This window comes from Clostridium sp., assembly GCF_050717635.1.
Lineage (GTDB): Bacteria > Bacillota > Clostridia > Clostridiales > Clostridiaceae > Clostridium_AD.
Genome location: NZ_JBOITO010000040.1, coordinates 51,388 through 76,627, shown reverse-complemented (window position 1 = coordinate 76,627; position 25,240 = coordinate 51,388). Strand labels below are relative to the sequence as shown.

The 25,240-nt window shown below is 31.3% G+C and carries 24 protein-coding genes and 1 riboswitch; all 24 genes read left to right on the top strand.

The annotated features are described in order from the left end of the window. Window positions 1-256 precede the first annotated feature (256 nt). The 24 genes from ACREWB_RS21120 (at window position 257) to ACREWB_RS21005 (ending at window position 25,133) form a co-directional block, all read left to right on the top strand. Complete coding sequence (locus ACREWB_RS21120) at window positions 257-850, top strand: type IV toxin-antitoxin system AbiEi family antitoxin domain-containing protein (RefSeq protein ID WP_431549448.1); 594 nt, start codon at window positions 257-259, stop codon at window positions 848-850. A 42-nt stretch (window positions 851-892) separates the two neighbouring features. Next, complete coding sequence (locus tag ACREWB_RS21115; protein WP_431549458.1) at window positions 893-1,471, top strand: nucleotidyl transferase AbiEii/AbiGii toxin family protein; 579 nt, start codon at window positions 893-895, stop codon at window positions 1,469-1,471. An 824-nt stretch (window positions 1,472-2,295) separates the two neighbouring features. Continuing rightward, window positions 2,296-2,829 carry a hypothetical protein gene (locus ACREWB_RS21110; protein ID WP_431549447.1) on the top strand — a complete coding sequence of 178 codons (534 nt, stop codon included), beginning with the start codon at window positions 2,296-2,298 and terminating at the stop codon, window positions 2,827-2,829. Between the two features lie 164 nt (window positions 2,830-2,993). Next, window positions 2,994-4,337 carry an alanine/glycine:cation symporter family protein gene (locus ACREWB_RS21105; protein ID WP_431549457.1) on the top strand — a complete coding sequence of 448 codons (1,344 nt, stop codon included), beginning with the start codon at window positions 2,994-2,996 and terminating at the stop codon, window positions 4,335-4,337. Window positions 4,338-4,580: 243 nt separating this feature from the next. Further along, on the top strand, window positions 4,581-8,369 hold the full coding sequence (locus ACREWB_RS21100) for a phosphoribosylformylglycinamidine synthase (RefSeq protein ID WP_431549446.1): 3,789 nt from the start codon (window positions 4,581-4,583) through the stop codon (window positions 8,367-8,369). Between the two features lie 142 nt (window positions 8,370-8,511). Beyond that, window positions 8,512-8,611: riboswitch (purine riboswitch) on the top strand. 129 nt (window positions 8,612-8,740) lie between these two features. Beyond that, the gene (gene purE / locus ACREWB_RS21095; protein ID WP_431549445.1) at window positions 8,741-9,220 is read left to right on the top strand and encodes a 5-(carboxyamino)imidazole ribonucleotide mutase; all 480 of its coding nucleotides are present in this window, start codon (window positions 8,741-8,743) and stop codon (window positions 9,218-9,220) included. 33 nt (window positions 9,221-9,253) lie between these two features. Continuing rightward, window positions 9,254-9,958, top strand: a complete 705-nt coding sequence (gene purC / locus ACREWB_RS21090; RefSeq protein ID WP_431549444.1) for a phosphoribosylaminoimidazolesuccinocarboxamide synthase — start codon at window positions 9,254-9,256, stop codon at window positions 9,956-9,958. A 71-nt stretch (window positions 9,959-10,029) separates the two neighbouring features. After that, window positions 10,030-11,472: an amidophosphoribosyltransferase gene (gene purF, locus ACREWB_RS21085; RefSeq protein ID WP_431549456.1), complete on the top strand. Its 1,443-nt coding sequence runs from the start codon at window positions 10,030-10,032 to the stop codon at window positions 11,470-11,472. A 9-nt stretch (window positions 11,473-11,481) separates the two neighbouring features. Further along, window positions 11,482-12,480, top strand: coding sequence for a phosphoribosylformylglycinamidine cyclo-ligase (purM, locus tag ACREWB_RS21080; RefSeq protein ID WP_431549443.1), 999 nt, complete (start codon window positions 11,482-11,484; stop codon window positions 12,478-12,480). Next, a complete protein-coding gene (gene purN, locus ACREWB_RS21075; protein WP_431549442.1) occupies window positions 12,468-13,079 on the top strand; it encodes a phosphoribosylglycinamide formyltransferase in 612 nt (203 codons plus the stop codon). The genes purM and purN overlap by 13 nt, the downstream gene beginning before the upstream one ends. Window positions 13,080-13,081: 2 nt before the next feature. Beyond that, on the top strand, window positions 13,082-14,584 hold the full coding sequence (gene purH / locus ACREWB_RS21070; protein WP_431549441.1) for a bifunctional phosphoribosylaminoimidazolecarboxamide formyltransferase/IMP cyclohydrolase: 1,503 nt from the start codon (window positions 13,082-13,084) through the stop codon (window positions 14,582-14,584). 81 nt (window positions 14,585-14,665) lie between these two features. Next, window positions 14,666-15,922 carry a phosphoribosylamine--glycine ligase gene (gene purD / locus ACREWB_RS21065; RefSeq protein ID WP_431549440.1) on the top strand — a complete coding sequence of 419 codons (1,257 nt, stop codon included), beginning with the start codon at window positions 14,666-14,668 and terminating at the stop codon, window positions 15,920-15,922. 416 nt (window positions 15,923-16,338) lie between these two features. Further along, the gene (locus ACREWB_RS21060; protein ID WP_431549439.1) at window positions 16,339-16,590 is read left to right on the top strand and encodes a GNAT family N-acetyltransferase; all 252 of its coding nucleotides are present in this window, start codon (window positions 16,339-16,341) and stop codon (window positions 16,588-16,590) included. A gap of 103 nt (window positions 16,591-16,693) precedes the next feature. Further along, window positions 16,694-17,698 (top strand): S66 family peptidase, encoded by a 1,005-nt coding sequence (locus ACREWB_RS21055; protein WP_431549438.1) that lies wholly within the window; start codon window positions 16,694-16,696, stop codon window positions 17,696-17,698. A 69-nt stretch (window positions 17,699-17,767) separates the two neighbouring features. Continuing rightward, complete coding sequence (locus ACREWB_RS21050) at window positions 17,768-18,115, top strand: YjcN family protein (RefSeq protein WP_431549437.1); 348 nt, start codon at window positions 17,768-17,770, stop codon at window positions 18,113-18,115. Between the two features lie 520 nt (window positions 18,116-18,635). Then, window positions 18,636-19,112, top strand: a complete 477-nt coding sequence (locus tag ACREWB_RS21045; RefSeq protein WP_431549436.1) for a GNAT family N-acetyltransferase — start codon at window positions 18,636-18,638, stop codon at window positions 19,110-19,112. Between the two features lie 201 nt (window positions 19,113-19,313). Beyond that, window positions 19,314-19,826 carry a GNAT family N-acetyltransferase gene (locus ACREWB_RS21040; protein ID WP_431549435.1) on the top strand — a complete coding sequence of 171 codons (513 nt, stop codon included), beginning with the start codon at window positions 19,314-19,316 and terminating at the stop codon, window positions 19,824-19,826. Between the two features lie 93 nt (window positions 19,827-19,919). Beyond that, complete coding sequence (locus ACREWB_RS21035) at window positions 19,920-20,333, top strand: NUDIX hydrolase (RefSeq protein ID WP_431549434.1); 414 nt, start codon at window positions 19,920-19,922, stop codon at window positions 20,331-20,333. Between the two features lie 352 nt (window positions 20,334-20,685). Beyond that, on the top strand, window positions 20,686-20,856 hold the full coding sequence (locus ACREWB_RS21030; RefSeq protein ID WP_431549433.1) for a hypothetical protein: 171 nt from the start codon (window positions 20,686-20,688) through the stop codon (window positions 20,854-20,856). A gap of 156 nt (window positions 20,857-21,012) precedes the next feature. Continuing rightward, the gene (locus tag ACREWB_RS21025; protein WP_431549432.1) at window positions 21,013-21,894 is read left to right on the top strand and encodes a GNAT family N-acetyltransferase; all 882 of its coding nucleotides are present in this window, start codon (window positions 21,013-21,015) and stop codon (window positions 21,892-21,894) included. Window positions 21,895-22,060: 166 nt separating this feature from the next. Further along, a complete protein-coding gene (locus tag ACREWB_RS21020; protein ID WP_431549431.1) occupies window positions 22,061-22,456 on the top strand; it encodes a hypothetical protein in 396 nt (131 codons plus the stop codon). A 279-nt stretch (window positions 22,457-22,735) separates the two neighbouring features. Beyond that, window positions 22,736-23,374, top strand: a complete 639-nt coding sequence (locus ACREWB_RS21015; protein WP_431549430.1) for a helix-turn-helix domain-containing protein — start codon at window positions 22,736-22,738, stop codon at window positions 23,372-23,374. Between the two features lie 183 nt (window positions 23,375-23,557). Beyond that, on the top strand, window positions 23,558-24,613 hold the full coding sequence (locus ACREWB_RS21010; RefSeq protein WP_431549429.1) for an AAA family ATPase: 1,056 nt from the start codon (window positions 23,558-23,560) through the stop codon (window positions 24,611-24,613). A 4-nt stretch (window positions 24,614-24,617) separates the two neighbouring features. Next, window positions 24,618-25,133: a hypothetical protein gene (locus ACREWB_RS21005; protein WP_431549428.1), complete on the top strand. Its 516-nt coding sequence runs from the start codon at window positions 24,618-24,620 to the stop codon at window positions 25,131-25,133. Window positions 25,134-25,240 lie beyond the last annotated feature (107 nt).

Here is a 25,240-nt window from a genome sequence, read left to right as displayed (position 1 = left end):
ATTTTAGTTCTTTTAGCTGTAGCTTCGATGACAGATTGCTTGTCTAGATAGTCTTAATATATCATGTCCATTGCCGCTGATTCAAATATAGTCGTTTTGTATACTTTTATTTTATGCTTAATTCTGTTTAGTTATTAAGCATGAAAGTTAAATGTTATTTACTTTTATGCTTAATAACTGTATACTATTAAGTATATAAGTAAATAATAGAAATGATAGTTTTTAAAATTCATTCTAAACCTAGGAGGTGTCGATAATGGATTATACTAAAAGAATTTTGGCAATGACAAGTGAAAACAACGGTTATATTACTTCTTTACAAGTTACCAATGAGCATATCCCACGTGTTTACCTTAAATTACTTGTAGACAGTGGTTTATTAGAACAATCTGCCCGCGGTGTCTATGTCTCACCAAGCGTGTTTGATGATGAAATGTTTAATTTACAGAACCGATTTAAAAAAGGAGTTTTCTCTCATGAAACAGCCTTGTTCCTGCATGATTTAACCGATCGCACACCCATAAGATATAAAATGACTTTTCCTGCTGGTTACAATACAACTTCTGCAAAGAATGAAAATGTAATCACTTATTATTCAATAAAAGATAGATATGAGGTTGGCATTACCACAATGACTACCCCCTGTGGTTTAGAGGTCAGAGTATATAATAAAGAACGTACTCTTTGTGATCTTCTCCAAAAAAGGAGTAATACAGATCTACAGGTGTTAACACAAGCAATAATACAATATACGCAGCAAACAAAAAAGGATATTCCTCTACTGTCTGAATATGCAAAATTATTTAAAGTAGAAAAACGGTTGCGTCCTTACTTGGAGGTACTATTATGAAAAATGCTACACAACTAAAGGCCCTTGTAAAAATTCACTGAAATATGTGAAGTTCAAATAGATGATGGTATTACATTTAAATTAAAACGTGCCGACGCTATTAGGGAAAATGATGAGTATAACGGTATGCGAGTCTCTTTTGAAGCAATCTATCCACCTATGGCAGTACCACTTAAAATTGATATCACAACGGGTGATAAAATCACACCAAGAGAAATTGCATATGAATTCAGCCTGCTCTTCGAGCAGAGGAAAATCATGGTTTTAGCTTATAATCTTGAATCGATATTGGCTGAAAAGCTTGAAACTATTATTTCACGTGGTGATCAAAACACACGCCCGAGAGATTTCTATGATGTCTTTATTTTGAATAATTTGCAGTGTCAGAATATCGATATAGACACTCTAAGAAACGCATTTTATAGCACTGCCGAAAAAAGAAAAACTGGACATATTATACCTCGATATGAAGAAATTTTAGGTGCCATCATGAAAAGCACTGTGATGAACAATCACTGGAGATCATACCAAAAAGATTTTGACTATGCCAAAGATATAGACTTTATTGATGTTTGCCATACGATAGAAAAAATTATGACTCTTATTACTTCTGGTGAATAATTAGCAACCCACCAAGTAGGTATATCAATTAATATACCTACTTGGTGGTTGCTTTATTTCTATTCTATACCTACATTTTTTTTTATTGTCCATAAGCAGAAATGATTAAATTATTAGGAATTGGAATTATGTATATAGAATATACTAATTCATCTTAGGATTATTTAACGAACTTTATCTATATTACTAACTTACTTAAATTCTATACGAACTTTAGCTTTACGTAATACGAACTTGAATATAAGCAGAGTAGAAATTAAAAGTGAGGTAATAAATTAATTCCAAATAAAAAAACAGGTATTACCTAAACTTAGTTAAAATGTAAAATGACTATTTATAAGAATTTGGAGGTTATATAAACTTAGTAAAAATCATTTCTTTCGAATCTGAAGGTCGCGGGTTGAACTGGAGGTGTAAACCATAGAGTATAAACCATAGAGTATAAACCAAATTAAGCGGTGGCAAATTTATCGTTTGCCACCGATTTGCCACCGCTCTATAAAATATTATTAAACAGAAATAAATATAATTTAATATAGAAAAAATATCAAACACAGTAAAATCAATACTAGCAGATATAAGAAAATATAAGAAAATCCATATAAATGATGAAAAGATTGAATACAGAACTCGGCTTATAGACTTAGTCACACTATGGGAAACACTATGTTAACGCATGGTGTTTTTTTATTGTCTCATTTAACTTCTATTTTAAAAATAATTCAAAGTTTGATATAAATAATGTAATAGTTTCCTTTTAAATGTGTTATTGTATTATTATGAATGTATTTTAACATGAGTTACAGGGGAAGGGGTTTTTTTATATGTACTGTAGTAAATGTGGGGCTCAATTATTATATAACGATGTTTATTGTTATGAATGCGGAGGAAAAGTAATATCCAGTGATGAAACAGATAGTGAAATTAGTACTAAAACAGATATTGAAAATACTGTTGAAAGTCTAAAAAGTAAAAATACTTTTAATTTTAAAACAAAAAAAATTAAATATGGAATAATAATTATTTGTATTCTTTTGGGAACAACTTTTTTGTTTTTTAAAAATAGTTCACCTGAAAAAAACATTATTGGTAAGTGGAGTAGTGTTGTTAACGAACAAACTGTTACTTTAGAATTTAAAAAGGATGGAAAGCTTCTTATAAACGCCGGAAATGAAGATTTTGATACAATTAACTATATGGTAGAAAAAAAATCTGAAAGTAAAAATACTATAATTATAAAAGAAGTTGGAGATGAGTCTAATGCTGAGATTTTAACAATAGAATTTGCAGATAAAAATAATCTTTCGATTATATCTACTAACTCTAAAGAAATATTAAAATTTAAGCGTTTAAAATAGTGCTTTTGAATTTAGGCATACAATAAAAAATTAAAAAGATTCTGACAAATACGAAAATTATGATATAATGATAAAATATTAACAAGTAACAAATGAAAATGGGTTTAACTTTGCAAAGTAAAGTATCTGTAATTGGAGTTAAATACCTAGATGGGAGAGTATTTATGGACTTTTTATCAATTATTAAAGTAATTAATCATTATTTGTGGGGGTATTTATTAATATTTCTGTTATGTGGTACAGGGATATACTTTACAATAACTCTAAAATTTATTCAGATTAGAAAATTTAAAGCTGCATTTAAAAAAACTTTTAGCGGAGTTAAATTTGGACATAAAGCAGGAAAAGATGGAATGTCATCCTTCCAAGCTTTAACCACTTCAATAGCGGCTCAAGTAGGAACAGGAAATTTAGCAGGAGCTGCAACTGCCATAGCATCAGGAGGGCCAGGGGCTATATTTTGGATGTGGATAAGTGCTTTCTTTGGAATGGCAACTATTTTTGCAGAAGCAGTGCTTGGTCAAAAATTTAAACAAACTATTGATGGAGAAGTAACAGGAGGACCTGCATACTATATCAGTAAAGGTCTTGGAAGTAAAAAGCTAGCAGCATTTTTTTCAGTAACTATAATAATTGCTTTAGGATTTATAGGTAACATGGTGCAAGCTAATTCCATAGGGGCAGCTATAAGTTCAAATACTAATATTCGTTTAATTGTTGGAATAATTGTTGCAGCATTAGCTGGAATGATTTTTATTGGTGGAGTTGGTAGAATTGCAGCCTTCACTGAAAAAGTAGTACCTGTTATGGCTGTGTTTTATATAATAGGTAGTTTGGTAATTATAATAGGGAATTACGTTGATGTAGTACCAGCATTTAAAATGATATTCGTAGGCGCTTTTAATCCTAGAGCTGCTACAGGTGGTTTAATTGGAGTTTCCGTAAAAGAAGCTATGAGATATGGTATTGCAAGAGGATTATTTTCTAATGAAGCTGGTATGGGTTCAACACCACATGCTCACGCAGTTGCTAAAGTTAAGCACCCAGCAGAGCAAGGCCTTGTTGCAATAGTATGTGTTTTCATTGATACCTTCATAATATTAACATTAACTGCACTTGTTATATTAACTACAGGAGCGTTAGATGGAACAACTACTGGTATAGCACTAACACAAAAGGCTTTCATAAGTGGTATGGGAAGTTTTGGAGGTCCATTTATAGCTATAGCGTTGTTCTTCTTTGCATTTTCTACAATAATAGCTTGGTATTTTTTTGGAGAAGCCAATGTTAAATACTTATTTGGTAAAAAAGCATTAAATATATATAGATTTTTAGTACTTATATTTATAATATTAGGCTCTGCACTAAAAGTTGAATTAGTTTGGGAACTAGCAGATACGTTTAATGGACTCATGGTTATACCAAATTTACTTGCATTATTAGGGCTTGGAGCACTAGTTAGAAAAACACTGAGAAATTATGAAGATGATTTTGAAAAGAAAAACTAGTATTTAAAATGTAATATAAAAACAGGATGGCATTTATTTATGCCATTCTGTTTTTTTATTTATATCTAAAAAAGATTAAAACGTAGGTAATGTGGAATTATACTAAAGTAAGAAAAAAATATATTTATTATGAAATAGACTTTAATTATTGCATAAAGTATACTATAATCACATTATAACGAATTATAAAATAGATTAAACAAATAACATTCGTATAAATTTTAGTTTTTGGAGGTAATGACAATGAAAAATAAAATATATAGGTTGTATGTAGAAAAAAAAGCGAACTATAATGTTGAAAACAAAAAAATGATGAAAGATATAAAAGAGAATTTAGGGGTGATAAGCTTAGAAGATATTCGGATAGTTAATAGATATGATATTACTGGAATATCAGAGGAGCAGTACTTTGAATCAAGGAATACTATATTTTCAGAACCTACAGTAGATGTGGTTTATGATGAAGAGTTAGTGATGGAAGGAAAAGATTTAGTATTTGCTATTGAATTCTTGCCCGGGCAATATGACCAAAGGGCAGATTCAGCTGCGGAGTGTATACAAATTTTAACTCAAAAAGATAAACCAATAGTTAAAACTGCAAAAGTTATAATACTAAAGGGTAAGATTACCGAAAGTGAACTAAGCACAATTAAAGAATATTGTATAAATGCAGTAGACTCTAGACAAGCAGTGATGGAAAAACCAACAGATTTAGAACAGAATTTTATTGAGCCAGATAAAGTTAGTATAGTTGAAGCTTTTACCCATATGAATGATGAGAATTTAAGAGAATTTTTAAAAGATAATGGTCTCGCAATGAGTTTTTATGACCTTAAATTCTGTAGAGATTATTTTAATGAAACTGAAAAGAGGAACCCGACTATAACTGAGATAAAAGTTATAGATACCTATTGGTCAGATCATTGTAGACATACAACGTTTAATACTGTAATTCAAGATGTACATATTGACGAGGGTAAATATTCTAAACCAATTATGGCAGCTTATGCAGAATATTTAGACACTAGAGAGTTTGTTTATGGCCCTAAGAGCAGAGATGTTACACTTATGGATATGGCCATCATTGGTATGAAGGACTTGAGGAAAAAAGGCAAATTAAAAGATCTTGATGTTTCAGACGAAATAAATGCTTGTAGTATAATTGTAGAAGCAAATATTGATGGAGAAATGGAAAAGTGGCTGGTAATGTTTAAAAATGAAACTCATAATCATCCTACTGAAATAGAACCTTTTGGTGGCGCTGCTACTTGCCTTGGTGGAGCAATAAGAGACCCATTATCAGGTAGAAGCTATGTTTATCAAGCAATGAGAGTTACCGGATGCGCTAACCCTACAGGAAAAATTTCAGATACCTTAAAGGGTAAACTTCCTCAAAGAAGAATAACCCTTGACGCAGCACATGGATATAGCTCTTATGGAAATCAAATAGGAGTTGCAACAGGACTTGTTTCTGAGGTTTACGATAAAGATTTTGTGGCTAAAAGAATGGAAATAGGTGCAGTTATTGGAGCAGCGCCATATAAGAATGTGGTCCGAGAGCAGCCAATGCCTGGAGACGTAGTTATACTTCTTGGTGGTAAAACAGGTAGAGATGGATGTGGTGGCGCTACTGGCTCCTCCAAAAAGCATAGCGAGAGCTCGATTCTAACTTCAGGAGCAGAAGTTCAAAAGGGAAATGCACCTACAGAGAGAAAAATTCAAAGACTGTTTAGAAATCCTGTGGCAACTACACTTATAAAAAGATGTAATGATTTTGGAGCAGGTGGAGTATCCGTAGCTATAGGGGAACTAGCAGATGCACTTGTAATTAATTTAGATGCAGTGCCTAAGAAATATGATGGACTAGATGGTACAGAGCTTGCTATATCCGAATCCCAAGAACGTATGGCTGTTGTTGTAAGGTTAGATGATGCACAGACGTTCATAAACCTATCAGAAGAAGAGAATCTAGAGGCAACACTTGTAGGTAGGATAACTGATGATAATAGGCTTAAAATGACATGGAAGGGAAATACTATTGTTGATATAAGTAGAACTTTTCTAGATACTAATGGGGTTAAACAAGTTACTAATGTAAAAGTATCAGCACCAAGTGAAAGTGAATACTATTTTTCAAAAGATAAATTACCAAGTAGTAGGGAATCAATAAAAGAAGCGTGGAATTCCACATTATCGAATTTGAATATTTGTAGTCAAAAGGGATTATCTCAATGTTTTGATAGCACTATAGGGGCAGGAACAGTATTAATGCCTTTTGGTGGAAAGTTTCAGAAAACACCAATTCAGGCTATGGTATCAAAGCTACCTGTACTTAAAGGAAATACAAATACAGGTACAATAATGTCCTATGGATATAATCCTAAATTATCTAAATGGAGTCCTTTCCATGGAGCTGCTTATGCAGTGCTAGATTCTGTAACAAAGATAGTAGCTTGTGGTGGAGATTATGAAAACATTAAACTTACCTTCCAAGAGTATTTTGAAAAATTGTCAAACGAACCTTATAAATGGGGCAAACCATTTTCAGCGCTCCTTGGAGCATTTCATGTACAAAAGGAGTTTAGTATAGCTGCTATTGGTGGAAAAGATAGCATGTCGGGTACCTTTAATGATATTAATGTACCACCAACCTTGGTATCCTTTGCGGTGGACGTTGTAAATACGGATGTTATAATATCTCCTGAGTTTAAAAAATGTGATAGTCAGGTGGTTTTAATTTATGCAACTAGAGGTGAAGATGGATTACCTGATTTTAAAAGACTTCGCGAAAACTATAAATTAGTAAAGAAATTAATAGATAGTGGTAGTGTTTTATCTTCCTATGCAGTAGGAATGGGTGGTCTTTGCGAGGCTATATCAAAAATGTGTTTTGGTAATAACATAGGATTTACATTTGCCCATGATATAGACGCCAGTAGCATATTTAAAGAGGATTATGGAAGTATAGTAATGGAAATAGATAAGAATTTGAATTCGGAGTTAATTTTGCAGTGCGCAAATATTGTGATACTAGGAAATACCAAAGCTGAACCATTTATTAATGTGTTAGGTGAAACTATTAGTCTAGAAGAAGCTATAAGTAAATGGGAAGCACCGCTAGAAAGTGTGTTTAACACAAAAGTAAATAGTGGAGTAGAAAATATTAGCACAGGCAAAACCTATGGAGCTCTTGGAAACTCAAAAATAAAAACTCTGGCTAGTATTAAAATTCCAAAGCCTAAAGTTATAATCCCTGTGTTCCCAGGTACTAATTGTGAGTATGATTCTATGAGAGCTTTTGAAAAAGCTGGGGCTGAAGTGGAGATTATGGTAGTAAATAATTTATCACCGAGACAAATTGAAGAATCTATAAAAATTATTGCGGAAAAAATAAAGAAAGCTCAAATTGTTATGCTACCAGGTGGATTTAGTGCAGGAGATGAACCGGATGGATCTGGTAAATTTATTGCTACATTTTTTAGAAACCCTATAATAAGGGAGTGCATAAGTGAGTTATTAGAAAATAGGGATGGACTTATTCTGGGGATATGCAATGGATTTCAAGCACTAATCAAACTTGGATTACTTCCATATGGAAAGATAACTGGCATAACAGAAAAAAGCCCAACCTTAACATATAATGAAATTGGAAAACATATGTCTCGTATTGTTCAAACTAAAGTAGTTTCAAATATGTCTCCTTGGTTAAGTAATTTAAAAGTTGGTGACATTCATTCCATACCCATATCACATGGTGAAGGAAGGTTTGTAGCAGATGATGCACTAATTAAAAAATTATTTGAAAGTGGTCAAGTAGCTACACAGTACGTAGATTTTAACGGTATTCCAAGTTATGATATAAACTTTAATCCTAATGGTTCTATGTATGCTATTGAGGGGATAACTAGTATGGACGGAAGAGTGTTTGGCAAAATGGGTCATTCTGAAAGAGTTACTACAAATACACTAAAGAACATTATTGGTGAAAAGGACCAGAAAATATTTGAAGCAGGAGTGAATTACTTTAAATAACAATCAATAACACGAACTTTAATTATTGTTAAAGTGTTAAATTGTTAATATATATGCATAAATACGAACAATAATAATTATATTATGTATAATGCATTGACTTAGTAAATAATAGATGTTAATATAAAAATAGTTCACAATACAAAACAATAATTAGTTCATCTATATATTTCTAAAGATATGGTTTAGAAGTTTCTACGAGAGGCCTTAAACTTCTCACTATTGGTGAATCTTGAATTGACCTTATACTAAGGGCTATTTTCTATTCCCTTTAATTCAGGATTATACCATTAGAATATATTTTCTTATGGTATAATCCTTTTTTTATTAGTAATTATAAAAGGTGAATAATTTATATTGGAGGTAGGAAAATGACGGTTGGAATTATTTTTGGAAGTAAATCAGATAGTGACATAATGAAAAATGCAGCAGTGGCGTTAAAGGAATTTGGCGTAGATTATGAAGTACATATTTTATCAGCTCATAGAGTCCCAGAAAAATTAATGGAAGTAATAGTAGAAATGGAAAATAACGGGGTAGAATGCATCATAGCGGGGGCAGGGCTTGCAGCACATCTTCCAGGTGTAATTGCATCTCATACAGTGATGCCAGTGATTGGAGTGCCAATTAATGCTGCACTGCAGGGTATGGACTCACTACTATCAATTGTGCAGATGCCAAAAGCTATTCCAGTTGCTACGGTGGGGATAAATAACAGTTATAATGCTGGAATGCTAGCAGTTCAAATTTTAGCTCTTAAGGATTTAGAACTTAAAAATAAACTAATGAAATATAGAAAAGACATGAAAGAAAAATTTATAGCAGATAATGAACAAGGCGTTGAATTTTAAGATTAAAAATTAAATATTAAGGAGTGGTTATTAATGGGAGATTCAGTACTTTTATATGAGGGAAAGGCTAAAATAATGTACAGCACAGATAAGGAAGATGAGGTTAGAGTATATTTTAAAGATGATGCAACAGCTTTTAATGGTATTAAAAAGGCTCAAATTGAGAATAAGGGAATTTTAAATAACAGTATAACTACTAGTTTGTTTCAACTATTAGAGAAAAAAGGTATAAAAACCCATTTTATTAAAAAACTAAGTGACAGAGAACAACTTTGTAAAAAGGTTGAGATAGTGCCTCTAGAAGTAATTGTGAGAAATGTTGCAGCTGGTAGTATGGCAAAAAGATATGGAATAGCAGAAGGTACAGAGCTAAAAACAACAGTGTTTGAATTAAGCTATAAAAATGATGATTTAGGTGATCCTCTTATAAATGATTCACATGCAGTAGCTATGGGACTTGCTACACCAGAAGAATTAAAAGCAATATATAATTCAGCTTCAAAAATAAATGATATTTTAAGAGGTGTTTTCCTTGAAAAAGATATTAATTTAATAGATTTTAAATTAGAATTTGGAAGATTCAATGGAGAAATTATTTTAGCAGATGAAATCTCACCTGATACTTGTAGATTTTGGGATGTTAAAACAGGTGAAAAACTGGACAAAGATAGATTCAGAAGAGATTTAGGGAATGTAACAGAAGCTTACGAGGAAATATTGAGTAGAATAAATAAATAACATTCATGTGTTAAATGAAAGAATCACATCAAGGAGGGATTTGCTTGAAGCTAAGTAAAGAATTGAAGGAAATATCTAAGAATTATGAAGAGAAGTTATATGATAGTTGTGATTATAAATACGAAGATAAATTTAAAGATGAATGCGGTGTGTTTGGAATTTTTTCAACTGAAAAAGATTTAGATGTATCAACTTTAACTTATTATGGACTTTATGCATTGCAACATAGAGGAGAAGAAAGTGCAGGAATAGTATGTTCTGATGGTGTTAACCTTACCTGTGAAAAGCAAATGGGTCTTGTATGTGATGTTTTTAATGAGCAGAATCTTAAAGCGATGAAGGGTTATGCTGCAATTGGTCATGTAAGATATTCTACAACAGGTAGTAGTGAAGTGAAAAATGCACAACCACTTCTAACTAAATTTAAACTAGGAGATATAGCTATAGCTCATAATGGAAATTTAGTAAATGCAGAGGTCATAAGAGAATTACTAGAAGACTGTGGCCATATATTTCAAACATCAATAGATTCAGAAGTTATATTAAACCTAATAGCTAGAGGCGCTAAAAAAGGGGTTGAAAAGGCTGTAGTTGATGCTATACAGGCTGTTAAAGGGTCCTATGCAATAGTCATGCTTACAAAGGATAAATTAATTGGGGTTAGAGATCAAAACGGAATACGACCTCTTTGTATTGGTACAATAGGAAATAGTTATGTTATTGCATCAGAAAGTTGTGCACTAGATGCAGTAGGTGCAGAGTTTTTAAGAGACGTAGAGCCAGGAGAGATAGTCATAATAGATGAGAATGGACTTACCTCTATTAATTTTGCGGAAAAAGCTAAAATATCAACTTGTGCATTTGAATATATATATTTTGCAAGACCTGACAGTACAATTGATGGGATTAATGTGTATGCTTCAAGAGTTAGAGCTGGAGAACAGTTATTCGAAGAATCACCAATCGACGCTGATATGGTTATAGGGGTTCCCGATTCTGGTATGGCAGCTGCTATAGGATATTCTAAAGCCTCTGGAATACCTTTTGGAATGGGTCTTATAAAAAATAGATATGTAGGTAGAACATTTATAAGTCCAACTCAAGAAACTCGTGAAAGGGCAGTATCTGTAAAACTAAATGCCTTAAAAATAAATGTAGAAGGTAAAAGAGTTATTCTTATAGATGATTCAATAGTTCGTGGAACTACAAGTAAAAGATTAGTTGAAATATTAAAAAAAGCTGGGGCAACAGAAGTTCATTTTAGAGTTTGTTCACCAGTAGTAAAATATCCATGTTATTTTGGAATTGATACCCCTTATAGAAAAGATCTAATTGGGGCTAATATAGAAGTTTCGGAAATAAGACAACAGATAGGTGCAGATAGTTTGGGATACTTAAGTATTGAGGGATTGTTAAAATCTTTGGGTCGTACCAACTTTTGCTTAGGTTGCTTTAAGGGTACATATCCAGTATCGGCTCCCTTTGAAAATGACAAAGATAGATTAGAAAGGTAGGGTATATTTATGATAACTTATAAAGATGCAGGCGTTAATATTGAAGAAGGGTATAAGTCAGTAAGTTTAATAAAAGAATATGCAGCCAAAACATTTACGGAAGGTGTCTTAAATCATTTAGGAAGTTTTGCTGGTATGTTTGAAATAGGTGAGGGTTATAAAAATCCCGTTTTAGTTTCTGGTACTGATGGAGTTGGTACAAAACTTGATATTGCATTTAGAATGAACAAATATGATACAGTGGGTATTGATTGTGTTGCTATGTGTGTAAATGATGTGCTTTGTAATGGTGCTAAGCCACTTTTCTTTTTAGATTATATAGCTTGTGGTAAATTACATGCGCAGACGGCAGCACAACTAGTAAAGGGTGTGTCCGATGGGTGTATTCAATCTAATTGTGCACTTATAGGCGGTGAAACTGCAGAAATGCCAGGATTCTATAGAGATGGCGAATATGATATGGCAGGGTTTACTGTTGGTATAGTGGATAAACACAAAATTATTGATGGTTCAGGTATTAAAGATGGTTATTCACTTATAGGAATCGAGTCTTCAGGACTTCATAGTAATGGGTTTTCACTAGTTAGAAAATTAATACCAGATTTAGACATTGATTTTAATGGACAAAAGATTGGAAATATACTTTTGACGCCAACAAAAATTTATACTAAAACTGTACTAAATCTTTTGGAAAAATTTGATATAAAAGGTATGGCTCATATAACTGGTGGTGGTTTTTATGAAAATATACCAAGAATGTTCCATGAAAAATTTACAGCAGTTATAGATAAAAATAGTTTTAATACTCCAGATATTTTTAAATACCTTATGTCCCAAGGAGTTACAGAGGAACATATGTATAACACATATAATATGGGTATAGGCTATGTATTATGTGTTGAAGATAAGGATACTTTAAAGGTTATAAAGACCATTTCGGATTTAGGTGATAGAGCATATAAAATCGGTCATATTGAATCTGGAGGTGCGGGAGTTTGCTTAAAATAGCCGTATTAGTGTCAGGCAGTGGAAGCAATCTTCAAGCTATAATGGATAATATAGATAGCGGATACCTAAATTGCTCTATTGAGGCAGTGATTAGTGATAAGAAGGATGTATATGGCTTAGAAAGAGCAAAGTCCAAAAATATAAAAACATATGTAGTAGATAAAAAAGAATATGGCGCTAAGCTTTCTGATAAAATATTAGATATAGTGCAAGGGAAAATAGATTTAATCGTACTGGCAGGATTTTTATCTATACTTCAGGGAAATTTAATAGAAGTTTTTGAAAATAAAATTATAAATGTTCATCCCTCCCTTATACCAGCCTTTTGTGGACCGGGTATGTATGGTATTAAAGTTCATGAGTGTGCAATAGAATATGGAGTTAAAGTTTCCGGGTGCACTGTGCATTTTGTAGATAAATGCACAGATTCAGGTGCTATTATAATTCAAAAGGTTGTAGAGGTTTATAGTGAAGATACAGCTAAAGATTTACAGTTAAGAGTTTTAAAAGAGGAACATATAGCACTTTCTGAAGCTATTAAATACATAAGTGAGGGAACAATGAAAATACAGGGAAGAAAAGTTGGGAAGGTGGAATAAAAATGGTTAAAACAGCACTTATAAGTGTTTTCGATAAAACAAATATTTTAGAACTTGCAACATCACTTCAAAATAACGGTGTAGAAATTATATCTACAGGTGGAACTTTTAAGTATTTAAGTGAAAATGGCATAAAAGTTTTGGAGATATCTGATGTAACTGGCTTTGATGAGATATTAGATGGAAGAGTTAAAACACTACATCCAACAATTCACAGCGGGATTTTAGCTATAAGAGATAATAAAGAGCATATGGCAACTATTAAGGCTAAAGGAATAAAACCTATCGATATGGTAGTAGTAAATCTTTATCCCTTCTTTGATAAAGTAACAGAAAATATAAGTTTTGAAGAAAAAGTTGAATTTATTGATATTGGTGGACCAACTATGCTAAGAGCGGCAGCTAAAAACTTCAAGGATGTTATTGTGCTTAGTGATATAAAAGATTATAAAAACATTATAAGTATAATGGATGACAAAGCGGAAGTTCCTTTTGAAACTAGAAAACATCTAGCAGGAAAAGTATTTAATTTAATTTCAGCTTACGATGCAGCTATAAGTAATTTCTTATTAGGGGAGGATTTATATCCTGAATATCTTGCTGTTTCCTATAAAAAACAAATGGATTTAAGATATGGCGAAAATCCTCACCAAAGCGCAGCTTATTACGTCAGCACAGCAGAAAGTGGAGCAATGAAGGATATGGAGCAGTTACATGGTAAGGAATTATCTTATAATAATTTAAAGGATATGGATATTGCCTGGAAGATGGTATGTGAATTTGATGAAACAGCTTGTTGCGCATTAAAGCATAATACACCTTGTGGTGTTGCCACAGGAAAAAGCGTACTTGAGACATACAAGAATGCATACGAGTGTGATCCTATGTCTATATTTGGTGGCATTGTTGCTTTTAATAAAAAAGTAGACAGTGAAACTGCTAAAGAACTTATAAAGATATTTTTAGAGGTGGTTATTGCACCAGAGTTTGACGATGAGGCTTTAGAAATATTAAAAGGTAAGAAGAATTTAAGAATTATATTATGTTCGAGTAAAGCAATTGATAAAACTCAGATGGTTAAAGTTGATGGAGGAATACTCGTACAAAGTTCTGATGATAAATTAATCGAGGATATAAAAGTAGTTACTAAAAATAGTCCAACAGATGACCAAATGAAAGATTTAATATTTGCTATGAAAGTAGTTAAATATGTTAAATCAAATGCTATTGTTGTTGTGAAAGACGGTATGACTAAGGGTATTGGCGCAGGACAGGTAAATAGAATATGGGCAGCTGAGCAAGCTTTAGAGAGAGCAGGAGATGCTACGATACTTGCGTCAGATGCGTTTTTTCCATTTGGAGACGTGGTAGAACTAGCTGCAAAATATAGCATAAAAGCCATTATTCAACCGGGTGGTTCTATTAAAGATGCACAGTCCATAGAGGCTTGCGATAAAAATGGAATTTCCATGGTGTTTACGGGTACAAGACATTTTAAACATTAAGAATGTAAAGCATAAAGCTCATGATGGAATAACCTAGTTATCCCCATCATGAGCTTAATAAATATAATAGGAGGGGTTTGTATGAAGGTATTAATTATTGGTTCTGGTGGAAGAGAACATGCACTAGTGTCGAAGGTTGCAGAGAATTCAAAGGTAGAAAAGATATATTGTGCTCCTGGTAACGGTGGTACAAGTAGAGAAAATAAATGTGAGAATGTCAATATTACAAAAATGGATGAGCTTTTAGAATTTGCTGTTAAAAACAAAATAGATATTACCATAGTTGGATCAGAAGAATGGCTTGTACAAGGAATAGTTGATAAATTTAAAGAGAATGGGCTTAAGATATTAGGACCCAGCCAAAAGGCAGCCATGCTTGAGGGGAGTAAAGCTTATTCTAAAGAATTCATGAAAAAATATGATATAAAAACAGCAGCTTACGCGGTTTTTGAAAATGATAATGATGCTACCGAGTATTTAAAAAATTGTGAATACCCTGTAGTGATTAAAGCAGATGGTTTGGCAGCAGGGAAAGGTGTAGTCATTTGTAATGATTACGCAGAGGCACAAAAGAGCATAAATGATTTTATGATTTTAGATATATTTAAGGGTAGCGGAAAGAAAATTGTAATTGAAGAGTTTTTGGTGGGCATAGAAGCATCTATACTGTCTATTACTGACGGTAAAATAATAACTCCTTTTATATCTTCAAAAGATCATAAACAGATATTCGACGGAGATAAAGGGCCTAATACAGGAGGCATGGGGGTTATAGCACCAAATCCATATTGTAATAAAAGTGTATTAGACGAGTTCCAAAACAATATACTAAGGCCGACTCTTAAGGGGATTCAAGAGGAAGAAATGGACTATACGGGTATAATATTCTTTGGCATAATGATAACACATAAAGGCATATATCTGCTTGAGTACAATGTAAGATTTGGAGATCCTGAGACTCAAGCTGTGCTGCCACTTATGAAGAGTGATTTTACTGAACTTTTAATTAGTGCTTTAGATGGAAAACTTACGGATTTTGACTTACAGTGGAAGGATGGACATTCTTGTTGCGTTATTGCTGCATCAAAGGGATATCCAGGCAATTATAGTAAAGGACTTGAAATAAGTGAACTAAGTAAACTAGAGGGTAAGTTATATGTTGCAGGGGCTAGTGATACAGATGGTGTTATGAGAACTGCTGGTGGAAGAGTTTTAGGAGTAACAGGGTTTGGTGAAACACTAGAGAAGGCAAGGGAAATGGCTTATGGGGATATGGAGAAAATAGTGTTTGAAGGAATGCAATACAGAAAAGATATCGGAAAATTAGATTTAAAATAACATCGTGAAGGTTCGGCATGTAGGGGCGTTCTTATAGTAGAGAATAAAGTAAGATAACTTTAACAGATTTACTTTAGAGGACGAAAAGGTAAATAAAATAACTTTTGAGTGCAAAATCGCTATGATTTTTGCACTCTCTTTTTATATTAAGTAAATGGGTTATAGTACAATTAAATAACAGTGAAAAGGATACTTTTATAATGTTACAATTGAAAATATTGGTAATATATTTTCAGTTAATATATAATGATAATTAATACTTGTAATAATCGTTAATTAAAACAGTCAAAGGGGGATTATAATGGAACAATAATATTGTTTATCTATCGCAAAACTACGATTTAAGGATAATTGTAGAGTATTATTAAGATTATTTAATTTGAATAGGGGGTTCATTATTCTTTGAATGTGGAATTATGAACATAGGTTTGGGGAGCAAACCTGCGTTTACAGGAAGAAGAATTGGATCTGAATTTGTGATTGCAGGTATTAACTTTGGAGTGGAAAAGTTTAATTATAAACAGAAATGTATTATGTTAGCTGTTGCTTCTTTTAATAAACGAGCAATAAAAGCATATGAGAAGTTAGGGTTTCAATATATAGATAAATACATGCAAAAAACAAATGGTGGAGAATTTGAATTTATTATAATGAAGAAAGTAATATAAATACATATTTTTCTTATATGCTGTGCAAATTCAATAAATACGATGTATGCAACATTGTAGAATATGGTGAACTAAAAGATATTATGGTTGAGGGGGATTGACAATGAACAATATAGTTAAATTAAAGGCTGGTGATTCGATTGGTATTTTTTCACCATCATCACCGATAACACACTCATGCCCGAAAAGATTTGAACGGGCAAAAAAATATTTACAAGATAAGGGCTTTAAGATTATAGAAGGAAATCTTACAGGAAAATACGATTTCTATAGGTCAGGTAGCATTAAAGAAAGAGTTGAAGAATTAAATGAGTTAATTAGAAATCCAGAAGTAAAGTGCATTATGTCTACAATTGGAGGAATGAACTCAAATTCTATTCTCCCATATATAGATTATGAGGCTTTTAAAAGAAATCCAAAAATAATAATAGGTTATTCTGATGTTACTGCAATTTTACTTGCTATATACACCCAAACTGGAATAAATACCTATTATGGACCTGCATTAGTGGCTTCATTTGGAGAATTGCCACCATTTGTTGATTCTACTTACGAATATTTCAAAGAAATAACTATGGATAAAATTAAATTTCCTTATCTCTTCCAAACTCCTGAATATTGGACAGATGAGTACATTAATTGGGAAACACAAGATATAAGCAAAGAAAAAAGTGTAAATCAATGGATTACAGTCTATGGGGGTGTTGCCCGAGGTAGAGTAATAGGTGGAAACTTGAATACAATTGGAGGAATATGGGGTAGCAAATATATGCCTGAAATAAAGGATGGAGATATACTTTTTATAGAGGATTCTTTAATTGATTGTGCAACAGTAGAAAGAAGTTTTTCTTTATTAAAAGTAAATGGAGTTTTAGATAGGATTTCAGGAATAATCTTAGGTAAACATGAATTATTTGATGACTTAAAGACAGGCAGAAAACCCTATGAAATACTATTAGAAGTATTAGGGGATAAGAAGCTACCATTCATTGCAGATTTTGATTGCTGTCATACATTTCCAATGCTTACTCTACCAATTGGGTGTGAGATTGAACTTGACGCTACAGAAAAGAAAGTATCAATTATGGAAGATTGGTTCAAACAATAATTTCCTTCACAATCTTCATATATGATGCAACTATAATAAGTTACATTTCTATTTTTAGGGGGAGTAAATTTGAAAAAATCAGACATGATTAAAAAATTAGAAAAAATAAAAAAACTGAAATTAGCAGGTGTTATTATATGTATAATTGTTATTTTTAATGCTTCATGTGTTACACCACACGGAGCATTAAGAACTCACTTATTTATTAGTGGTCATCCTATTATAGCGTTTATAACAGCAATAAATGATGATGAATTACATAATAGGGTAGATAGTGAATTTCTTAAAACTAAAAATGCTCATTGTTATGAATTAGGTATACCTCCTTATCATGAAGCCACAGGCACTTCAGAGCAAAGTTATATAGTTAAGAAAAGAGGATTTTTCTATTTTGCAAAATACTATGGGGAGGCGTAAATTTTTTAATTAATTTGTATCAATTTCAGTCGTTCCGCCTTCAAAAGTACCCTTGGGGTATTTATTTTTACATGTATGTAAAAATAAGCTAAATAAAATTTTAGAGTATGTTAATACAATTAGTAGTGAATCAGATTTTTTAACATTTGGTCAAGGAGAATTTAAAATTATAATAATATACTAAGAAATATAGTGTATATAACTAGGTAGTATTTATAGGAATTATTTTTTTAATAAAGGCTATATCAGACTATAAGAAGAACAAAGCAAATAAAATTACTTTTATTATAAGTATTATATTTATTTTATTTGCTTTATTTATGTTTTCTCCTCAGAGTGTAAAATTAATAGATTTCATATTCTAAAATATAAACTTAAATTTAATTAGTGAACATCATTATTTTATTGTTCATCATCTTAAAACTACGATAGATGAATAATCGTAAAAAAATGCGAATTAACATGAAAAATAAAAGAAGTCAGTAGTGGTTGTATCCTACAAATAATAGGAGTGATAGATATGTTACAAGAAGATATTAAAATTCAAAATTTACTGTTATATCCCCAACATATTGAGATGGTTGCAAATTGGATTTATCAAGAATTTGGTAAAGGTAACCCAGATAGAACTCTTGAGTATGTAATTAATAGGTTTAAAAGCAGGGATTTAAATAAAATTCCACTTTCTCTAATTGCATTAATTGATAATGAATGTGTAGGTGTTGTCTCTATTTTTGATAATGATTTAGAAACGAGACCAGAATTGACCCCTTGGCTTGCAGGGCTATATGTAAATCCTAATTGTAGATGTAAGGGGGTCGCTGATAAACTAATAACTGGAGTTCTTGAAATTTGTAAAAATATAAATTATAATACAGTATTTTTGAGAACAGAACACACATCTGATTATTATAAAAAGCATGGTTGGACATTTGTTGAATACACAACTGATGAAAATGGTCTTGAAACAAGTGTTTTTATGAGAAAGTCAATATGAAAGTAACAAAAAAATACATAGATTCAACCAAATGTTTTAATATATCCGCATATATTGTGTAAATCTAATAATTACCCTATATGCAACTTTGTATTTAAGGGCGAATAAATGAGTTGAGAATTCAGATCAGAAAGTGAATTATATTTTTATTACAAAAAAATATAATGTTAACTGTAAATAATCTAAGGGGGGAGCAGGCAAATGAAATATAAATTTATTAACATGAATTCAGAATATGCCAATGTAATTCACACATGGGCATATGAGGGAGAATATTCAATCTACAGCTATGAACATGATGACTGTTTATTGGACCCCAATAATTGGCGAGATATGTATGCAGTTTTAGACAGAAATAATGACTTAGTTGCAGAGGTAACATTATATAATTATGATTTGCCAGAGGGGTTAGATAATACATTTGAGCAGGCGGACATGTTTTATGGTCAAGGAATGAAACCAGACCTTATCGGAAAAGGCTACGGACCAGAATTAATTTCGCAATCTTTAGCCTTTGCACTTACTAAATATAATTATAATAGAGAATATGTTTTATTAGACGTGATTTCTTTTAATAAAAGGGCCTTTAAAGCATATGAAAAATGTGGTTTTGAATTCGTTGAAAAATACAGTGATGAATGCGATGGAACTGTATATGACTTTATAAGGATGAGATATAAAAATCCAAAAGTAAATAAAGAAGTGGAAAGTTAATATTTTTAGTGGTGGCTTTTTTCTTACAACAATTCAATATTCAGTTATGATTAGATATGAAGAAAAAATCTATAAAAATGGGGTGTGAAATCTATGGAAATAGAATTTTGTGAGTTAGGAGAGGTTGATGAAGAAAACCTAAAGTTTGCAGTAATATCAACAATATATAAAGGAAAATGGGTTTATGTTAGACATAAGAAGAGAGATACTTGGGAAATTCCAGGTGGGCATAGAGAAATAGGTGAAAGTATTATTACTACTGCTAAGCGGGAATTGTTTGAAGAGACTGGTGCAAAAGTATTTATCATAAAACCAGTCTGTGATTATTCAATGAATAATTCTAACGGCAAACTATTCGGAAGATTGTTCTTTAGTGAGATAAATGAAATAGGTGAATTACCAAATTCAGAAATAGGCGAGGTTAAATTATTTGATGAATTACCAGAAAAGCTAACCTTTCCACAAATCCAACCATTTCTACATAAGAAAACACTTAAATTAAGATGAAATAGAATCTTATAATGAACCGAGTGTTGATTTTTATAGTAGGTTGTAATTATTATTTAGAATATATTATTGATTATTTATAATTCCTTGGGGGTTTTAATGTGAAAATTATTATTAGAGAATGCACAGCACAGGACTATGCAGAAATTATTTTACTAAATACAAATGAAATGGTACTGGAAAAATGCTTTTAAGTAAGGTTGAAAAATGGGCACAAGACACAGGTGCTTATGGCATGATTGGTGTCAGGAGCAACAAGAGTTGGAGCTCACGCATTTTATATAAAGTGTGGCTATATCGGAAATAAAGAACAGAAAAATTTTAATAAGATTTTATAACTTAAGGGGGTACTATGAAAGATAAGTCATTATATATATATATTTTGGGTACAGTCATTGGGTTTTTAGCATTTGCATTTAGTATGAAATATGTAGAATTTGAACCAATATTGATTATAGTTGGTATTGGTGGCATGATTGGGATGTCGTATTGCGTTACAAAATTAGTTAATTTACATAAATGATGAAACATTCTTAAATAGTGAGTGAATCATAAAAAGCGATAGTTGAACAAGGGTAGAATATGACGAAGAAAAGGTTATTTATATTATGATTTTTGAGGAGGAAACTATGATTAATATTCATGGTGATAATGTTTTATACATGGAGGTATGTTAAAAATGCTAAGTTACCGTAAATTTGATAAAGAGAGTGATTATAATATTATGCGTCGTTTAGTTCAGCAGAATTGTCTGCAAACAGGACATTTATATCCACAGCTACATATAGGAAATCTTGATTTTGACAGATTCGCTTGCGAAGAAAGCCCAGATATATCATATAAGAAAAATTGGATTGTGTATGATAATAACATTGAAATAGGTTTTATTACATCAGAGGAAGAATACTTTTCCATCACCGTTCTTTCAGAGTTTAAACATCTTACACAGGATATAATGAATTATATTGAACATAATTGTTATACAAAGGGTACAACCATAACAACGGAAATTAATAGTGAGGATAGAATGTTAATTAGTATTTTGGAAGAAGGAGGGTATACTCAAACCGACGATTTTGGTTATGTGGGTATGTGTGAATTATCTAAAATAGCGATCTGTTCGCCATTGTCATATGGATTAAGCATCCGTATATCGCAAAAGAGAGATGTAGCAAGACGTGTAGAACTATTTAGAATTCCTACTGGAGGGGTAAGAACAACATCAGAAAGATACGAAAGAATGATGAAATCTCCCTCATATTGTGATGCAACGGATTTGGTAGTTGAAACGGATAATGCAGAGATAATTGCCTACTGTACAATATGGGATGATCCTGTCAGTAAAATAGCAATATTAGAACCAGTTGCCTGTGTAGAGGAATATCGCCGTAAGGGCATTATGAAAAGTACTTTGTTATATGGAATGAACATATCGAAAAATCATGGAACTAAATATATGTATGTTGGTACAGGAGGTAAAAACATTGCTTCGCAAGCTCTGTATAAGAGTGTTGGCTTTATAGAATGCGGAAAATACTGTGAGTGGCAGAAGACACTATAATTTTTTTAATGTAGAGCAACGGACTTCAACTAACAAAATATGACCACAGGTGATACGCCACATTCGTATAAAATACTTCATCAATTGCAAATAAACAATTGATGAAGAATAGTTAGATAATAACGAAGTAAATCATATAGAATGGAATTAGAGAGGAGAATGATTAGTGATGAAAAGAATAGGGGTTAGTTTGATTATGATATTGATTTTGTTATTTCTGACTGCATGTAATTCCAGTAATGTTGTAATCTCTGTAAAAGACGGGACTTATGTTTTGGAGCAAACAGAAACAAAGGCGGTTGCATTACCAAATGTTACTATTTCTAAAGAAAATATTTCATTTTCATATGATGCTTTAAGCAGTTATTTTCCATATGGAACATATAAAATAGAGGGCGATATATTAACAATGAAGACAACTGATGGAAAGTATAAGTATTTATTTCAAGTAAAAGGAGATAAACTTAGTTTTCAGAAAGATGGATCATCAGAGGTGAATTTGACGGATAATAGATTTGGAATTAAGATAACAGATAATGCTGAATTTAAACTAAAACAATAGTAAAATTAATTAATAAAGTGATATATGATAAATAATAAATAAGTTTTTTAGGAGAATATTATGCATAGTTGTTCCGCCTTCAAAAGTACCCCTGGGGTGTTTATTTTTACATGTATGTAAAGATAAGCTAATAGTTTCTTTTATTTATTTAAAAAACAAGTTCATCAAATTTTTCTTAGATTGCAACCAACGGTTGACAGATGCGAACAATGGTTGGTGGTAGTATTTTGAGTGAACATCTATAATCAAGTCATCAAAACAATTCGGGGAGGAAATAGTATGGATTTTCCAGAAAAATTACAATCGCTTAGAAAAATAAAAGGATATTCACAGGAATTTTTAGCTGAAAAATGTGGAGTAAGTAGACAGGCTATATCTAAATGGGAAACTGGAATAGCTTATCCTGAAATGGAAAAACTGGTATGTTTATCTAAAATATATGATGTGACCATTGATTATTTGATAAAAGATGAAATTCTAAAAAAAGACAAAATAAATGAAGCAATTAAAGAAAGTGATTATTCTCAATACATCGGTAAAGTTTGTGACTTGAAGATGAAAAGCCTTATTAAGAGCGTATATAGAAACGTGAAAATCGTTTCATGTGATCAAAAATACATTTTTTTTATAAGGAAAGGTAAAAAAGGACTTACTAACAGAAAATTTGTGCATTCTGTATTGGTTAAAAACAACGACCAGGAGAATAGTGTAGAAGAAGATATAACATATGATATCAATTTGTTAAAAAACATGATAGGGAAATGCAACATTTATGCTAATCCTAATGGATATTTTGGTGGTGCGACATATTTGTTTGCAGAGATTAAAGAGGTTGAAGGAAACACATTAAAGGCATTGGTAGGGAAACAGAAATGTTCAATAAATATTGATGAAATTTCGTCAATATTTGAAGGATAGATGATCAGTTGTTGATTCTTGGATTATAAAAATAAAAGATGAACTAAGTTGGAGAGACAAAATGAAGGTTAATATAGGAAAATACAAAAATATGGGTTATAATATAATTGCATAGGAAGACTAATAATTACAGGCAAATTTTAAAATATAGAAAACAAAAGGAAAGTTGAGGTGTGATGACTATTGAGTATAAAGGAAATATACATTAAGAACTTTACTGTTTTTAAAGAAGAAAATTTAGAATTTTCAAAAGGTATTAATGTAATTATAGGTCAGAATGGTACTGGAAAAACACATTTATTAAAATGCATATATGCTGCTTGTGAAATATCTAAAGAAGGAAATAGGAACATTGATAATATTAGCAATTATTTTGTTGGTGTATTAAAGAAAGGCGAATTTTTTACAAAAATTACAAAGCCACTAGTGTTAGATGTTATACCAGAGTATGGTAGAATCATAAAGGATAAGAAATATTTAATTGGGAAATCACATTCACATTTATCAGATAAATCAACTAATCAAGTTATGTTTAATTTAGAGGAGAGCAGTGATTATACAGGTTCTTATGAAATAGGATTTCCTGATAAAGAGCAAAAAGCCTTATTCATTCCAGCAAAGGAGATGTTATCACATTCAAAAGGGTTTTTAGCACTAAATAATAAGTATGATATGCCCTTTGATAAAACTTATATTGATAGCATTACCAATGCTGAGCTTCCAGAAACTAAAGCAATATCACCATTAAATCAAAGGCTGTTAAAAGTTATTTCAAAAATAATTGATGGAGAAGTAGTATATGAGAATGATACTTTTTATGTGTTAAAAACCAATGGAATAAAAGTAGAATTTTCATTAGAAGCAGAAGGCCTTCGTAAGTTTGGACTTTTGTGGAAGCTAATAAGAAATGGATTAATTGATAAAGATACAATACTTATATGGGATGAGCCAGAAGCTAATATTAATCCGGAATTAATACCAGTTATTGTAGATATAATTATTACATTACAAAGAGAAGGGGTTCAGGTTTTTGTGGCAACTCATAGCTACAATTTTTCTAAGTATTTTGAAATAAAGAGAAATAGTAAAGATAATGTTATTTATCATAATTTATATAAAACCAACGAGGGTATTAAGTCTGAAAGCAAAGAATATTTTGGTGAATTAAAAAATAATTCTATAATTGAGGCTGATTCTAAACTTTTAGATGAAGTTATAGATAAGAATTTAGTGGAGTAAATATATGAAAAACAAGGTATTGTTAGACGAAAATAAAAAGTATGAGTTTGATTTTTCAGATTTAGAGTATGTATGGGAAATGCATGATTTAACAAACAATATAATGCTTAGTGATGTGGATTTTATTACTGAGACTGATAAAGAGGTATTATTTATTGAATATAAGAATGCTAGCATAGAAGGTGCGGTAAATCCAAATGGAATGCTACAAAAGATTAAGGGTGAGGATTTTTATAAGAGAATAGCTCGTAAATATTATGATAGTCTTTTCTTGTTTTGGGCTTGTAAAGGAAATGAAAAAGAATTACCAATAACATATGTTTTATTAATTGAACATCCAATAATTGATATAAAATTAAGAAAACAATTAAAGATTAAAATAATAAAGCAATTACCATTTAAATTGGAAGGTAAGAAAATGGTACGAGAAATAATATCAAATTTTGAAGTTTATAACCTGGAAGAGTGGAGAGAAAAGTTTCCGCAAATTAAGATTACACCGGTGGTGAGTGTAGAGTAATGGCGTAATTAAATTTAAATGCTGATTCCTGGATTATGGAAATAAAAAGCTTGAATATTGTGTGAATGTTTTATATGATGATAGTAATAAGGTAAATTACAATTGAT